This window comes from Halomonas cupida (genome assembly GCF_900142755.1).
GTDB classification, from domain to species: domain Bacteria; phylum Pseudomonadota; class Gammaproteobacteria; order Pseudomonadales; family Halomonadaceae; genus Halomonas; species Halomonas cupida.
This window is the reverse complement of the sequence record NZ_FRCA01000001.1, coordinates 866,197-880,828: the sequence shown is the minus strand read 5'-3', so window position 1 is coordinate 880,828 and position 14,632 is coordinate 866,197. Positions and strand designations below refer to the sequence as shown.

At 60.5% G+C, this 14,632-nt stretch carries 12 protein-coding genes; 6 read left to right on the top strand and 6 right to left on the bottom strand.

Translation table 11 applies throughout. The annotated features are described in order from the left end of the window. Positions 1-87: 87 nt before the first annotated feature. Complete coding sequence (locus BUE38_RS03855) at positions 88-1,638, top strand: alkaline phosphatase D family protein (RefSeq protein ID WP_073433647.1); 1,551 nt, start codon at positions 88-90, stop codon at positions 1,636-1,638. A 158-nt stretch (positions 1,639-1,796) separates the two neighbouring features. Here the strand turns inward: BUE38_RS03855 and BUE38_RS03850 are convergent, their stop codons facing one another. Then, positions 1,797-4,943, bottom strand: coding sequence for an efflux RND transporter permease subunit (locus tag BUE38_RS03850; RefSeq protein WP_073433646.1), 3,147 nt, complete (start codon positions 4,941-4,943; stop codon positions 1,797-1,799). Beyond that, positions 4,940-6,190, bottom strand: a complete 1,251-nt coding sequence (locus BUE38_RS03845) for an efflux RND transporter periplasmic adaptor subunit (protein ID WP_073433645.1) — start codon at positions 6,188-6,190, stop codon at positions 4,940-4,942. Before BUE38_RS03845 ends, BUE38_RS03850 begins: the two co-directional genes overlap by 4 nt. A 136-nt stretch (positions 6,191-6,326) precedes the next feature. On the opposite strand from BUE38_RS03845, the gene BUE38_RS03840 reads away from it, so the two are divergent. Next, positions 6,327-7,601 (top strand): ATP-binding protein, encoded by a 1,275-nt coding sequence (locus BUE38_RS03840; RefSeq protein ID WP_073433644.1) that lies wholly within the window; start codon positions 6,327-6,329, stop codon positions 7,599-7,601. Between the two features lie 7 nt (positions 7,602-7,608). Further along, on the top strand, positions 7,609-8,148 hold the full coding sequence (locus BUE38_RS03835) for a response regulator transcription factor (protein ID WP_073433643.1): 540 nt from the start codon (positions 7,609-7,611) through the stop codon (positions 8,146-8,148). Between the two features lie 136 nt (positions 8,149-8,284). On the opposite strand, the gene BUE38_RS03830 is transcribed toward BUE38_RS03835, so the two are convergent. Beyond that, positions 8,285-9,049, bottom strand: coding sequence for a 3-hydroxybutyrate dehydrogenase (locus BUE38_RS03830; RefSeq protein ID WP_073433642.1), 765 nt, complete (start codon positions 9,047-9,049; stop codon positions 8,285-8,287). 166 nt (positions 9,050-9,215) lie between these two features. Here BUE38_RS03830 and BUE38_RS03825 point away from each other — a divergent pair, with 166 nt between their 5' ends. The 3 genes from BUE38_RS03825 to BUE38_RS03815 all read left to right on the top strand — a co-directional run bounded on the left by BUE38_RS03825 (position 9,216) and on the right by BUE38_RS03815 (position 11,489). Beyond that, positions 9,216-10,082, top strand: coding sequence for an inositol monophosphatase family protein (locus BUE38_RS03825; RefSeq protein ID WP_371860365.1), 867 nt, complete (start codon positions 9,216-9,218; stop codon positions 10,080-10,082). 215 nt (positions 10,083-10,297) lie between these two features. After that, entirely contained in the window at positions 10,298-10,567 is a 270-nt protein-coding gene (locus BUE38_RS03820; protein ID WP_021817446.1) for a GrxA family glutaredoxin, read from the top strand. 163 nt (positions 10,568-10,730) lie between these two features. Next, positions 10,731-11,489: a VOC family protein gene (locus tag BUE38_RS03815; RefSeq protein WP_073433641.1), complete on the top strand. Its 759-nt coding sequence runs from the start codon at positions 10,731-10,733 to the stop codon at positions 11,487-11,489. Here the strand turns inward: BUE38_RS03815 and BUE38_RS03810 are convergent. The 3 genes from BUE38_RS03810 to BUE38_RS03800 all read right to left on the bottom strand — a co-directional run bounded on the left by BUE38_RS03810 (position 11,465) and on the right by BUE38_RS03800 (position 14,490). Further along, entirely contained in the window at positions 11,465-12,754 is a 1,290-nt protein-coding gene (locus BUE38_RS03810; RefSeq protein WP_073433640.1) for an MFS transporter, read from the bottom strand. The genes BUE38_RS03815 and BUE38_RS03810 overlap by 25 nt on opposite strands. A 325-nt stretch (positions 12,755-13,079) precedes the next feature. Next, positions 13,080-13,739, bottom strand: coding sequence for a CoA transferase subunit B (locus tag BUE38_RS03805; RefSeq protein WP_073433639.1), 660 nt, complete (start codon positions 13,737-13,739; stop codon positions 13,080-13,082). A gap of 49 nt (positions 13,740-13,788) precedes the next feature. Continuing rightward, the gene (locus BUE38_RS03800; protein WP_073433638.1) at positions 13,789-14,490 is read right to left on the bottom strand and encodes a CoA transferase subunit A; all 702 of its coding nucleotides are present in this window, start codon (positions 14,488-14,490) and stop codon (positions 13,789-13,791) included. Positions 14,491-14,632 lie beyond the last annotated feature (142 nt).

Below are 14,632 nucleotides of genomic sequence, written 5' to 3'. Positions count from 1 at the left end.
TGAAACCAGGGGATATCGGGTGTCCGGCTCCCTGACCATGACTCGTGCCCTGGAACAACTATCAAACCGACAGCAAGGAGGAAGATGATGCGCACCACAAGACGTCAGTTTCTGGGATTCGGCCTGAAGGCCAGTGCCGGCCTGGGTCTGCTGACGACCGCTCCCGGTATCGTGCTGGCCGAGAACCGACGCCCGATGATCACTTCCGGTGTCATGAGCGGTGATCTCTGGACCAATCGCGCCATGATCTGGTCACGCGCCGACCGACCCTCACAGATGCTGCTGGAGGTCGCAGACAACGCCGAATTCCATAATGCTCGCCAGTTGACCGGCCCCGATGCCCTGCCATCCACGGGCATGACCAGCAAGATCGACGTCACCGGTCTCGCCAGCGACACCGACCTTCACTACCGTGTCCGATTTGCCGCGCTGGGAGATCACCGCGCCATCAGCGAACCGGTGGTGGGCAAGTTGCGCCTGCCCAGCGACACGCCCCGCAATGTCCGTTTCGTCTGGTCAGGAGACACTGTCGGTCAGGGCTGGGGAATCGATACTTCCCGCGGCGGCATGCGCATCTACGAGACCATGCGCCAGCAGTCGCCGGACTTCTTCCTTCACTCGGGGGACACCATCTATGCCGATGGCCCGCTGGAAGAGACCGTCACCATGGACAACGGCGAGACCTGGCGCAACCTGATGACCGCCGAGAAATCCAAGGTCGCCGAGACGTTGGATGAATACCGTGGCCAGTATGCGTACAACATGCTTGACGAGAACCTCAAACGCTTCAACGCAGAAGTACCGATGTTCGCCCAATGGGACGATCACGAAACCACCAACAACTGGTATCCCGGCGAGATTCTCGAAGATCCGCGTTACACCGAGAAGAATGTATCTCTGCTGGCGGCTCGTGCCCGAAAAGCCTTTCTGGAATACATGCCGATTCGCCAGTGGCCGGAAGCCCCGGATCGCATCCGTCGGCGCTTCGATTATGGCCCTGACCTCGAGGTATTCATGCTCGATATGCGCACTCACCGCGGCGCCAACTCGGCCAATATGCAGTCAGCCGATGATCCGGCAGCGGCACTGCTGGGCGCCACCCAGGTCGACGAGTTGATCGCCGCACTATCTGCGTCTCGCGCCACCTGGAAGGTCATCGCCTCGGACATGCCCGTGGGTCTGGTGGTCGCCGACGGCGACAACTTCGAGGCAGTGGCCAATGGTGATAATGGCGCACCGGCAGGCCGCGAGCACGAGATTGCACGCCTGCTCAAGGCCATCCACGAAGGCAGCATTGCCAATGTGGTGTGGCTGACCGCAGACGTGCACTACACCGCAGCACACCATTACGCCCCCGACCGCGCCAGCTTCAAGGACTTCACCCCCTTTTGGGAGTTCGTCAGCGGCCCCCTGCATGCCGGCACCTTCGGCCCCAATGCACTGGATGCCACCTTTGGCCCTCAAGTGGTCTTTCAGAAGGCCCCGGAAGACGGCCGTGCCAACCTGGCGCCCAGTGAAGGCTACCAGTTCTTCGGCCAGGTCGATCTGGACGCCGAGACCAAGGAACTGACCGTCACTCTGAAGGACGTCGAGGGCTCCACCCTGCATACCGAAGTACTGAAGCCGCAGATGGCCTGATTACAACTCTTCTTCAGATCTGCCCCATGGCCTCGGGAAGCCTCCCGGGGCCATGCCTGTACTGGCTTTCTCACCTATTGATCCACTGCTGATGGATCTGCGGCTGAACGGTAGCCCGTCCGATATGTGACAACGTGACGGGACGGTCCAACTGCCGATCATTCCGCCTGTTCAACAGCGTGGAAACGTTCTCTCCAGCCCTCCAGGTAACTCAGCAATACCGGGATGACAGCCAGTACCAGCATGGTGGAGACGCCCAGACCAAAGGCAATGGTGACTGCCATCGGGATCAGGAACTGCGCCTGCAGAGAGGTTTCGAACAGTAGTGGAGTGAGGCCGCCAATGGTGGTCAGGGTCGTCAGCAATACCGCACGCACACGTTGCACCACCGCCTCTTCAAGTGCCGCATTGATGGCCAGCCCCGCCGCTCTTTGATGTCGGTAGAAACTCACCAGAATGATCGCATTGTTGACGACGATCCCCGACAGGCCGAAGAGGCCGAACAACGACAGGATGGTCAGATTCAGTCCCATGACCCAATGCCCCAGCATGGCACCCACCAGCGCCAGCGGGATGGTCGCCATGACAATAAGCGGTAGGCTCCATGACGAGAACACCCAGGCCAGTACGGCATACATCAGTCCCAGTCCCACCATCAGCCCTGTCTGCATGTCGGCGAATACCTCACGCTGATCGGCGGCCTGGCCTTCATAGCTGTAATTCAGGTGGTACTGCTGGACGAGCTGCGGCATGAGTGAGGAGTCCAATGCCTCGATCACTGTGGCCGTTGTCGTCACCTCGCTGTCGAGGTTGGTACTGACCTCCACCGCCAGACGACCATCGGCATGGCGCAGGGCATCGAAGCCCTGGCGGTAGGTGATGTCCATGATCTGTCCCACCGGTACGAGGCGACCATCGTCAACTCGAATCATCAATTGCGAAAGGGTCGCCAGTCGTTCGCGCTGATGTTCCGGCAACAGGACCCGGACTTCTACCTCATCGGCGCCATCCTGGAACGTCTGAACCAGCACACCCTCGAAAGCGGCCCGCAGCTGGCGCCCCAATTCTCGGGTGGTCAATCCCAATGCCTGCCCCTGCGCATTGACCGAATAGATCAATTGCTCACGTCCCCAGGCAAGGTCGTCGGTGGGCTGCAGGACTCCGGGGATCTGTGCCATGGCCTGAGCCAACTGCTCGGAAGCGGATTTGAGCGCCCCCGCATCGTCCCCAGTCAGCCTGACGCTGACATCGTCACCAGGCGGCCCACCAGCACGCTCGCGAATCGACAGCACATCCAGTCCCGCTGCTTGCGGTAGCTTCTCCCTCCAGCTGCGGATGAACTCGCGATTGCGCGTCCGGCGATGATCCGATGCGGTAAGCTCGACCATGACCGAGCCGACGTTATCGCCGGTCCGCGCCTCGGCACCAGGCGCCAGCGTCGCCCCCTGGCGTGTGATGGCGACTTTGACGATGTCTTCATCCAGTTCGTCCAGCGTCTCCTCCAATGCCTGATTCATCTCATCCAGATACGCCGCGACCTGCTCACTCGGCGTGCCGGTAACGAAGCTCACGTTGGCATAAACCACGCTGGGCTCCGGCGTGGGAAAGAAGTCGAAGGCCAGACGCCCACTGGCAACCAGTCCTGCCATGGTCAATACCAGCGCCACCGCCGACGCCAGAGTCAGACCACGATGGCGAAGCGTGAAGGCGGAGAAGCGACGAAAGCTACCGTGCCGCAAGCGGTCCACTCGCTCGTCGAAGGATCGGCGCCAGGATACGGCCACGCCCTCGCCATTGTCGGATGACGTCGTAGCACCAGCCACAAAGGCATTGCGCAGATGCGCCGGCAGAATCACGAAGCACTCCAGCAACGAGGCAATCAGCACACAGATCATCACCAACGGGATATCACGCAGAATGCTGCCGATCGGACCACCCACCATCAGCAACGGCATGAAGGCGGCAACCGTCGTCAGCGAGGACGCCACCACCGGCCACAGCATACGATGTGCCGCCCCTGTCGAAGCCAACCTTGGTGCTTCTCCATTGCGCCAGTGGGCATCAGCGTCTTCGCCCACCACAATGGCGTCATCGACAATCACACCCAGCGCCATGATCAAGGCGAACAGCGAGATCATGTTGACCGAGCCACCACCCAACCAGAACACCGCCATGGCACCCAGAAAGGCGGTGGGGATGCCTACCGCCACCCACAGCGCGACTCGCGCCGGCAGGAACAGGTAAAGCAGGCCCAGTACCAGTACCAGGCCACCGACACCGTTGTTGATCAGCAACTGAATGCGCTCGCTGATCAGTTGCCAGGACTGATCATGGACTTCCAGTTTCAGGCTGTTCGGCAGCTCGCGTCTGGTACGCTCCAGCCACTGATTGAGCACCTCGGCAGCCTCGAGCGCATTACCACTCTCGGATCTCTGCAACAGCAGCTCGACTCCCGGTTGTCCATCCCTGTTCAAGGTCGTCTGTTGCGGTCTCGCCTGCTGCCGCAGGATAGCGATATCACCCAGTGTCAGGCGGACTCGTGTCCCTGCCAGCACACTGATATCGGCGAAATCCTCGGCCCTGCGCCGTTGCTCCACGGCACGCAACTCCCGCGCACCATCCTGCTGCCCCAGCATTCCGGCAGGGAGGTCCACCGACATACCATCGAGGCGTTCGGCAATCTCCGGCAGAGTGAGGTCCAGTTGTCCGAGGCGCTCGACCGGCACCTCGACGCTGATCTGCTGCTCGGGGAGACCACTGATATCCACGCGATCGATGCCATCGGCCAGCAGCTCGTCCTCGTAGCGGCGCGCCAGCTTGCGTAGTGCCTCGCTATCGACATCACCATACAGCAACACTCTGGCCACCGGCTCGTAGTTGACGACCCGCGAGACTCGAGGCTCTTCGGCATCCGTAGGCAGGTTGGTGAAAGAGTCGACCTGCTCGCGCACATCGTCCAGCGCCAGGACCGGATCACTGCCCTCGATAAACTCCAGACTGATACTCGATACGCCCTGGGCGGAGGTCGAGGTCATGCGCTTGAGGCCATCAATATTGCGCAGCCTTTGCTCCAGCGGGACGGTGATGCCGCTCTCCACATCCTCCGCCGAAGCGCCGCTGTACAGGGTACGAACGGTGACAATGTCGAGTGCGAAATCCGGGAGGAACTGCACATTCATGCGCGACAGTCCCAGAACGCCACCGAACAGCATGAGCAGCATCACCAGATTGGCGGCGACCCGATGCCGAGCGAGGAAACCGATCCAACCATTGCGCTCGGCTGCGGCGTTGGGAAGATCACTCACGGGGCATCCTCTGACTCCCGGGCCCCGCTGTCCACTGGCACTGGCTCGACTGCCAGGCCATCAACGGCATTGGGCAGATGGGTGGTAACAACCCGCTGACCATCGACCAGCTCGGAGCCCTTGACCAGCGCCCACGGAGAGCCGTCAGGTCCGGGGATTTCACCGACATAGGTCACCGGCAGAGGAAGAAGGCGGCTCTCTTCGACGATATAGAGAAGATCGTTGCCATACAGCGCGTCATGGGGCACGGCGAGACTGGCCTCCGTTGCAGGTCGCTCCAATGACAACGTCACCAGTTTTCCCGGCCTCAGCCACAGAGGAGGTCGATCGGAAGTAAAAATGGCCTCCGTGCCTGCTGGGTCACCAACCCCCGCCATGCCACGCAGACGATACCGGTTTCCTTGCGAGTCATGTGCCACCAAGGCACTCGAGGCAGCCAGGGCTTCCAGCAACTCGGGCTCGAGATCTGCAGACACCCTGGCCCTGACCTCCATTCCCTGTAGAGGAATGATATCCAGCAGTGCATCTCCCTCCCTTACGCGGTCGCCAGGGGCCACCGCCAGTTCCGTCACGATCGCCGCAAACTCCGCATGGGCGCGTGCCCGCTCGGCATCACGACGGGCTTCGTTCAGCTGCGCCCGGGCCGCAGCCCGCTGCGCCTCCAGCTCGGCAACCCTGGCAGGCTGTTGGTTGAGCTCCCCCTGACGAGTGAGTCTGGTCACCTCCGCTCGGGCGATGTCGTTCTCGTACTGATCCAGCTCCGCCCGGGAGGCCAGGTTACGGCGCACCAGCGAGCGCATGCGCTCGACCTGCTGACGCGCGTTGGCGAGCAATTCGTTCTCCCGCGTGAGGACCTCCGTATCACTGGCAAAGCGAACGTGCTGTGCCTCCAGTTCGGCCTCGATACGCGCCAGCTCGGCCTCGGCTTGCACCACAACGGGCTGTATATCGTCATCATCAAGCGCCACCAGCAGGTCACCCGCCTCAACGCGACTGCCCTCCATGACCGGACGTTCAGCAATACGTCCTGGCAGCGGTGCAGTGATCGTCACCCGTCCGGGGGCGACCACTTCACCATAGAGCGATACGTGAGAATGATGCGTACCCAGCGACACTTCGACAGTCGATACCGGCCACGCCCGCTCGGCAACATCCACCGCCGGAGGTGGGGTTCTGGTGACCTGGAGTAGCACGAACATGCCAATCCCCAACGCAACAACCAACAGCGGCAACAGTCTCTTTCCCATCGCAGGCATCCTTATCCAACGGGGCTTGACCCTCTACAGGCAATCCGTACTACCGACAGTCGGTGCTCTATTCTCCCTCGCGCGACGTCAGCGGCTGTGATGCGCTATCATCGCCACGCACACAAAGGGAGAGATCATGCCTGCCGCCCTGCCCCTGCCATTATCCACCCCCAACCGCAACCTGGTGCGTCTGACCTACGTCAGAGGCATCACCTGGACCGGGTTTCTGGTTGGCATCATCGTCGGCATCGAGTTGCTCGGCTTCGTCCTCGATGTGCCCGCAGTCATCGCCGTGATCGTGGCCATGGGACTGATCAACATCGCGACCTGGTGGCGCCTCGGTTGGCCGCGGGATGTCAGCCATCTGGAATATCTCATCCATCTGATGCTGGATGTCGCCGGGCTCAGTCTGTTGTTCTACTTCACAGGAGGCGCGACCAACCCCTTCATCACCTATTACCTGGTACCGGTGACCATCGCCGCCGCTACCTTACCCTGGCACTATGCCTGGGTGCTGGCCTGTACGGCAATGGGCGCCTACAGCATCCTGATGCTGGTCTATCATCCAGTCCCGCAGTTGGGTTCGCACTATACGATGAACCTCAACCTTCACGTTCTGGGAATGTGGTTGAACTTCTTCCTGTCCGCAGGCCTGGTCACCTTCTTCATCTACAAGATGGCCCACGCCTTGCGTCATCGCGACCAGACACTTTCCCGTACGCGCGAATCCGCACTGCGTAACGAGCAGGTGCTTGCCGTGGCAACCCAGGCCGCCGGAACCGCCCATGAGCTCGGCACCCCGCTATCCACCATGGCGGTGCTGCTGAACGAGATGCAAGAGGAGGCAGGCAAGGACACCCCTCTTGGAGAGGACCTCACACTGCTGCGCCAGCAGGTCGATGTGTGCAAGGCGCACCTGCGCCAGTTGGTGGAGAACGCCGACCGACGTCGCATGGCCGAACCTGAAGTTCGCGACGTCGAAACCTGGCTAAGGGCGCTGATCAACCGGTGGTTGGTGTTGCGGCCTGACGTGACCTTCCATCTTGAGGTCGCGCGGCGGCGTGGCCAGGCACAACTGGTAGTCGATACCACCCTCGACCAGGCTCTGACCAATCTGCTGAACAATGCGGCCGACGCCCAGCCCGACGATATCGAGATCGGCCTGGACTGGACTTCGGAGAACGTCATCATCGACATCCGCGATCATGGTCCGGGGATCGCCATGGACATCGCCGATCAGCTCGGCGAGACCTTCGTCTCCACCAAGAGCAGAGGCCTCGGTATTGGCCTGTTCCTGACCCACGCCACGATCAACCGCTTTGGAGGTGGCGTGAGTCTGTATAATCACCCCGACGGCGGCACTCTGACCGAAGTCACGCTACCTCGCTCCGGCCAGGGGCTACACCCTTGAGGACATCATGCAAGACTCCGCACAACGCCTTCTGATCATCGACGACGACGACATGTTCTGCCATGTACTGGAACGCGCCATGCAGCGCCGAAGTCTCGACGTGGCAGTAGCTCACGACGGCCTGCAGGCGCTGGAAATGGCGGAACGTCACCAGCCCGAACTGGCCACTCTGGATCTCAAACTCGAACATGAGTCCGGACTGAAGATTCTACCCGAGTTGCTCAGGATCGTGCCCGACTGTCGGGTCGTCATTCTGACCGGCTACTCCAGCATCGCCACCGCAGTGGAGGCCATCAAACTGGGAGCCGTCAACTACCTGTGCAAGCCCGTCGATGCGGACGAGGTACTTGCTGCACTGGAAAAGACGGAAGGCAACCCGGAAGCCGAGGTAGCCGACAATCCCCCTTCGATCAACCGCCTGACCTGGGAGCATATCCAGAAGGTGCTACAGGAACACGACGGCAACATCTCGGCCACTGCCCGAGCTCTGGGCATGCACCGCCGCACCCTGCAACGCAAGCTGCAGAAACGTCCGGTGCGGCGCTGATCTCTGCGGGCTACTTTCCCCCAGCTGTTGTGTTTGCCCTGCCATGATCAAGACCGAATGACCGAGACCGCCTCTTGAGGCGGTCTCCTGCTCAGCAACGGACAAGGGCCCGCTGGACACTGTGGTGACAGAGTCGTTACTGCGCGGTCCAGCCCAGGTCGATGTTCCAGCTCGCCCCGGTAACGGCTCCGGCAGCGTCCGAGGCCAGATAGCCAACCAGTGCTGCTACCTCGGAAGGCTCGATCAGCCGCTTGACCGCCGCATTCTTGAGCATGACCTGCTCGATCACCTGTTGCTCGTCCATGCCATGCAGTCTTGCCTGATCAGCGATCTGATTGTCGACCAGCGGCGTCTTGACATAGGCCGGCAGCAGCGCATTGGCCGTAATGCCCTGTGAGCCGCCTTCAAGGGCTGCGGTCTTCGTCAGGCCAATCAGACCATGCTTGGCACTGATGTAGGCGGCCTTGCCCGGCGATGCCACCTGGGCATGAACCGACGCGATATTGATGATGCGGCCCCAACCGTTCTCGCGCATCGATGGCCAGGCAGCCTGAGTCAGCAGGAAGGGAGCGGTGAGCATCAGGTCGATGATCTGGCGCCACTTCTGTTCAGGAAAATCCTCGATCGGCGAGACATGCTGGATACCGGCATTATTGACCAGGATATCGACACGGCCGAATCGAGCTATTGCATCGGCGATGGCGCCGCGACAGGCATCCGCATCCGTCAGGTCCGCCTGATGGAAGACGGCGCCGGCCTTCTCGGCGACCGTCGCGCCATCCGGATTGAAATCCACGGCCAGTACCTGCAGGCCCTGCTCGCGTAGATGCGCCACCACAGCAGCACCAATGCCACTGGTGGTGCCGGTAACAACAGCGACTCTGGGGGTTGTTGCTGACATGCATGTCTCCTTCTATCCAGGTGCGTCTCGATTTCCATCCGCGAAGATGCCCAACACAAGACCACAGCATAGGTAATGCTGCGTCGCCGCACCAGAGCATTGCACTGCACAAATCGCCATGGAGTGGTAGCATCGCACCCATTGCCCAGTGATCACGGAGTTGTCCATGTCATCAGATCCGCACTCTCCAGAGGCCATGTCCCCACAGCACATGTCTCTACAGCAACGGCTCGACAAGACCCTCGAGATCGCCGCCGCTGCCGGCCGCATGATTCTTGAAGCTCGCGAGGCGGACAACCTCGAGCACCACTACAAGGATGGTCAGGAGCTGGTCACGACCACCGACGTAGCGGTGGACACCCTGATTCGCGAGTACCTTGAGCAGCACTTCCCGGGAGAGGAACGTCTCAGCGAGGAGCTGGCGCCGGATCGCGATGCGGTGGAACAGGACGGCGCGCTGTGGGTCGTGGATCCCATCGATGGCACCGTCAACTTTGCCCATGGGCTGCGCCATGTGGCGGTATCCATTGCCTACGTCAAGGATGGCGTCACCCAGTTGGGCGTGGTTCATGCACCCTTCCTCAACGAGACCTTTACCGCACTGCGGGGCGCCGGTGCCTGGCGCAACGGCAACCCCATCAAGGCCAGTGCCGGCAAGCCTCTCGAGCACAGTCTGGTCGCGACCGGCTTCCCGTATCGCCGCGATAGCCGTCCGCCACTGATGCGCCGCCTTCAGGCTGTGCTTACCCACTGCCGTGACGTACGACGCAACGGTTCCGCCGCTCTCGACCTGTGTGACGTGGCCTGCGGACGCCTTGATGCCTACTACGAGACGGTATCCCCCTGGGATTTCGCAGCCGGGCTGCTGATCGCCAGAGAGGCAGGCGCCTCAACAGGCCACCTCTACCCATGCCCCGAGGGTCTACCGAAAGATCTCTACGGCGAGAACCTGCTGGTCAGCCACGCCGACATCTTCGACGAACTCGGTGATCTGTTGCGCGACGCCGATGCCGGCAAGCTCGACAACCAGTGATCGTCCTGCCCCCTTGAGAGAGGCTTCCGACCATGCCTTCAGGTCGGGTGGGTCCCGGAGCTACTCGGTGGTGGCTGCCTGACGGGTCAGGTCCATAGCAAGGATCGATCAGCCATTGAAGGCACTGACTATTGGCGATGGGCGAGACAATCCGTCACAATGCGCTCATCCATATTCCCACCCCCTTCAATGCATCCCCGATGCAAGGAGTTTTCATGTTTGTCGTCATCTTCGGTCGCCCCGCATGCCCCTTCTGTGTGCGGGCCAAGGAACTGGCCTCCCGTCTGAGCGACGCCGGTAGCATCGAAGGCTATCGCTATATCGATATCCACGAGGAAGGCATCACCAAGGCCGACATGGAGAAGACCATCGGCAAGCCGGTGGAGACCGTGCCGCAGATCTTCGTCGACCAGACGCATATCGGTGGCTTTACCGAGTTCGATCAGTACGTACGCGACAACGCTCTGGCTACCGAAGCGTCCTGAACTGCCGAACCGATGAGCCCAGGCCGCCCTTGAAGGCGGCCTTTTTGCTGGCCCTGCGTTTACCGTCCCTGTTGCCCCGTTGAATATGCGTTTCGGGTCTGCGCCTATACTCAAGGCGCACCCTGCAGTGCAAGGGACCACCCGGCAGGCGTAAGGATCGGCAATGACTGAGCAGCAGACCATCAGCCAACAACTATGGCTGGATTTCATTCATCAGCACCCGGAAATCGGTGCCCTACGCCTCTGGCCCGTCGACACTCCGCTGGAATATCTGGTGCTGGCAACCATCAGCCAGTCGCCGTGGAGCATGGCCGCTACGCTGTCACGTCTTGCTGAACGTGGCTATCGCCCCACTCGCCATTATGCGCTGGCAGATCGTGGGTTACTGGTGACACTGCTCGCCGGGGATATTCATTCCCCACGGCTGATTGTCATCGAGCTCCAGACCACCCGCCTGTCCAGTCCTGCACGTGCCGCTCTCCAGCAGTTGACCTCCGGAGAAAGCTCCGACTCCCGGACCGAACTCGGTGCCTGTCGCCCCTGGCCAATGCCCGACTGGGCAACCTACCAGCTCCTGCGTAACGAACACCCTCTGGCCGGCTGGTTGGCTGCAATGGGACCTCGTGTCCACCACGTCGGCTATGACTGCACCCAAATCGGCAAGTCACTGGCGCAGTTGGACAGCGAGATGCAGGAGCATGGTTTCATGCCCGCCTCGGAGGTCGATGAAATGCTGCCGGTATCACCGCTGATCGAACATCGCTACTATCCCAATTGCTCACGACGTCTGGCCTTTGCCGATGGCGATGAGCACCGCATCACTGCTGGCGCGATACAACTGGTGCGCCAGGCACCTGGCGCCGGTCGCGAACGCACCGCAGATGTTCTCCTGCCGCCCTATGCATGGTGTGAGATGTCCTGAGGCGCCCCCTCGAGATCGAGTTCCAGTTGCTGAGGCTCCAGCCGCGGGTCCATCTCCGTGAAGTGTGGTGTTTCCATCACCGGTACCGCCACAAAGGGTTCCTGCGTGACCGTGTCGGGGCGTTCACCATGCAACCGCACCATCACGAACATGGCCAGGCTGAACGCCGCCGCTCCCAGGAACAACCATAGTCCATCAGGGCCGGCAACTTGCATGACCAGTGAAGCACTGAAGGGCCCAACCACCGAACCGATGCCGTACCAGATCATCAGCTTGGCATTGGCAGCGACGATCTCCTCCGGCTCAAGCCAATCATTGGTATGAGCAAGACTCAGTGAATAGAGCGTATGCAGCATGGCCGTGTGGAAGCAGGCCACCACCAACAGTATCCAGAAGCTGGCATTGGCCACCGCCGAAATGATCGCCCCGGTAACCGTCATCACGATCGCCATCCACAGGATCACTCGCCGCCGATCCAGGCGGTCGGAGACGCGCCCCAGCGCCCACTGAGCAACCAGCGCCACCAGCGTGGTGATCGCCATGAAACGCGCTGTCTGCGCCGTTGTCAGACCGATTTCCTGACCATAGTAAGGCGTCATGGCGAAGAACGCCTGAGCCATCAGACCGCCGGTGAAAGCGCCCACCAAACCGACCGGCGCACGCTGATACAGCGTCTTGAGATGAATCTTGCGAGGCTGGATATCGTGGTGGCGGCTGGGCCCATGAATACGGTGGATCGACAGCGGCACCAGTGACAACGCAAACAACATGCCCACCACGGAAAACAGCACCGGGCCAGAAGGATCGGCAAGGTTGAGCATCCATTGACCGGCAGCCAACGAGGTAGTCGAAATCACCATGTACCACCCGAGTACCCGGCCGCGGTTGTCATTGGTGGACTCCCCGGAGACCCAGGACTCCATCACCATGAGCATTCCCGCCGTGGCGGCCCCACCCACCAGCCGCCATACCAGCCATGCCCAGGGGTTGATCCACAGCCCGTGTGCCATGGCGGTGACAGCGAGCGAGGCCGCGCAGGCGGCAAAGACGCGAATATGCCCAACACCACGAATACGCTTTTCCAGCCAGTAGCTGCCGAACACGAAGCCCAGGGAAAAGCTCGACATCAGCAGACCTGCCATCTGCGAAGGAAAGCCTTCCAACGACATGCGCACGCCGAGCAGTGTCATGATCAACCCGTGCCCCAGCAGAAAGCTGATCTCGCACAGGAAGAGGATCGGCAAGGTGGCAGGCAAGGCGCGCAAGACAAGCTCCAGAGAGGTTCAGAATCGAGAACGGAACAGGCTGCCGGGGTCAGCCGAGAACAAGGTTCACGGCAGCTGGATAGCCAGATGGGCCGGGCATTTTACCCATATCCACCGGATCATCCATCCCTCGCTGGCAGGATAATCCACAGTTTCTGTGGATAACACTGTGCATCAACGCGTTTAAGGCCTCCTCGCGCACGACAATCTCTGGTCTCGACTCAAGTTGGTCATAAAATCGGCACCCCTGTACGTGATCGGCCCGGCATACAGCCGGGCCGATACCTACCGCCGAGAGGCTGTCACATGACAGCTGATCACTGCCTCAGTCAAAGGTCATTTCCGGGACATTTTCGGGAACGATCAGTTTGCCCGCGGTCTTTTCCTTGATCTCCTCGACACTGACGCCTGGCGCACGCTCCTTGAGAACAAAGGTCCCATTCTCGATTTCCAGATAGGCCAGGTCAGTGAGCACTCGATTGATGCAGCCGGCTCCCGTCAACGGCAAGGTGCATTGCTCCAGCAGCTTCGAGGTACCATCCTTTGACGCATGGGTCATGGTACAGATGATGTTCTCGGCACCTGCCACCAGGTCCATGGCGCCGCCCATGCCCTTGATCAGTTTGCCGGGCACCATCCAGGAGGCAATATTACCGTTCTGGTCGACCTCGAACGCGCCCAGCACGGTCAGATCAACATGCCCGCCACGGATCATGGCGAAGGACTCCGCCGATGAAAAGATCGCCGAACCGGGACGACTGGTCACCGTCTGTTTACCGGCGTTGATCATGTCGGCATCAACTTCATCCTCGGTCGGAAATTGCCCCATCCCCAGCAGCCCGTTCTCGGACTGCAGCATCACATCCATCCCTTCAGGAATGTAGTTGGCGACCAGAGTGGGGATGCCGATCCCCAGATTCACATAAAAGCCGTCTTCGAGCTCGCGTGCGACACGCTGCGCCATTTGTTCACGAGTGAGTGCCATCTTGATACCTCTTGTGTTCGGTGGAGAAGTTCGCGGTGTCGAGTCCGACTCAGGACTCGCGCACGGTGCGCTTCTCGATGCGCTTCTCGAAGGTTCCCTGGATCAGGCGATCGACATAGATACCCGGCGTATGGATCTGGTCCGGATCCAGCTCACCCGGTTCGACGATTTCCTCGACTTCAACCACCGTAATGCGGCCTGCCGTGGCGGCCATCGGATTGAAGTTACGCGCGGTCTTGCGATAGATGACATTGCCGTAGTGATCGGCCTTCCAGCCCTTGACGATGGCAAAGTCACCGATAAGGCCTTCCTCGAGGATGAACTTGCGCCCGTTGAACTCGCGCACTTCCTTACCTTCACCAATGGGCGTGCCGTAACCGGTGGCAGTATAGAACGCAGGAATGCCTGCCCCTCCAGCCCTCAGCTTCTCGGCCAGAGTGCCCTGGGGCGTGAGCTGGACATCGATCTCACCGTCGAGCATCTGGCGCTCGAACAGCGCATTCTCACCGACATAGGATGCCAGGATACGACTGATCTGACGGTCCTCAAGCAGAACACCGAGCCCGAAGCCATCAACGCCACAGTTGTTGGAAACCACGGTCAGGTCCTTGACTCCGCGACGCTTGATCTCACTGATCAGGTTCTCGGGGATACCACAGAGCCCGAAACCTCCAGCGACCACCGTCATTCCGCTCTCGATGCCGTCCATTGCCTCTTCATACGAATACACGCGCTTGTCGAATCCGGCCATTATGGCGCCTCATCTGTTGTCTGATGTGGATAGTTCTGTTGCCTGGCGATAAGGACAGTGTTGCCCCACGCAATATATTTGTTAAGTTTGTTTTTCTTATCGATTGATTTATCTTCCCAATGAATTTTACCTTGGTCTTATA

Coding starts and splice junctions, on each gene's coding strand:
- BUE38_RS03800 (WP_073433638.1), bottom strand. CDS start 14,490: ATGGCCGGATTCGACAAGCGCGTGTATTCGTATGAAGAGGCAATGGAC.
- BUE38_RS03825 (WP_371860365.1), top strand. CDS start 9,216: ATGTCATCAGATCCGCACTCTCCAGAGGCCATGTCCCCACAGCACATG.
- BUE38_RS03835 (WP_073433643.1), top strand. CDS start 7,609: ATGCAAGACTCCGCACAACGCCTTCTGATCATCGACGACGACGACATG.
- BUE38_RS03815 (WP_073433641.1), top strand. CDS start 10,731: ATGACTGAGCAGCAGACCATCAGCCAACAACTATGGCTGGATTTCATT.
- BUE38_RS03855 (WP_073433647.1), top strand. CDS start 88: ATGCGCACCACAAGACGTCAGTTTCTGGGATTCGGCCTGAAGGCCAGT.
- BUE38_RS03830 (WP_073433642.1), bottom strand. CDS start 9,049: ATGTCAGCAACAACCCCCAGAGTCGCTGTTGTTACCGGCACCACCAGT.
- BUE38_RS03805 (WP_073433639.1), bottom strand. CDS start 13,739: ATGGCACTCACTCGTGAACAAATGGCGCAGCGTGTCGCACGCGAGCTC.
- BUE38_RS03840 (WP_073433644.1), top strand. CDS start 6,327: ATGCCTGCCGCCCTGCCCCTGCCATTATCCACCCCCAACCGCAACCTG.
- BUE38_RS03820 (WP_021817446.1), top strand. CDS start 10,298: ATGTTTGTCGTCATCTTCGGTCGCCCCGCATGCCCCTTCTGTGTGCGG.
- BUE38_RS03845 (WP_073433645.1), bottom strand. CDS start 6,190: ATGGGAAAGAGACTGTTGCCGCTGTTGGTTGTTGCGTTGGGGATTGGC.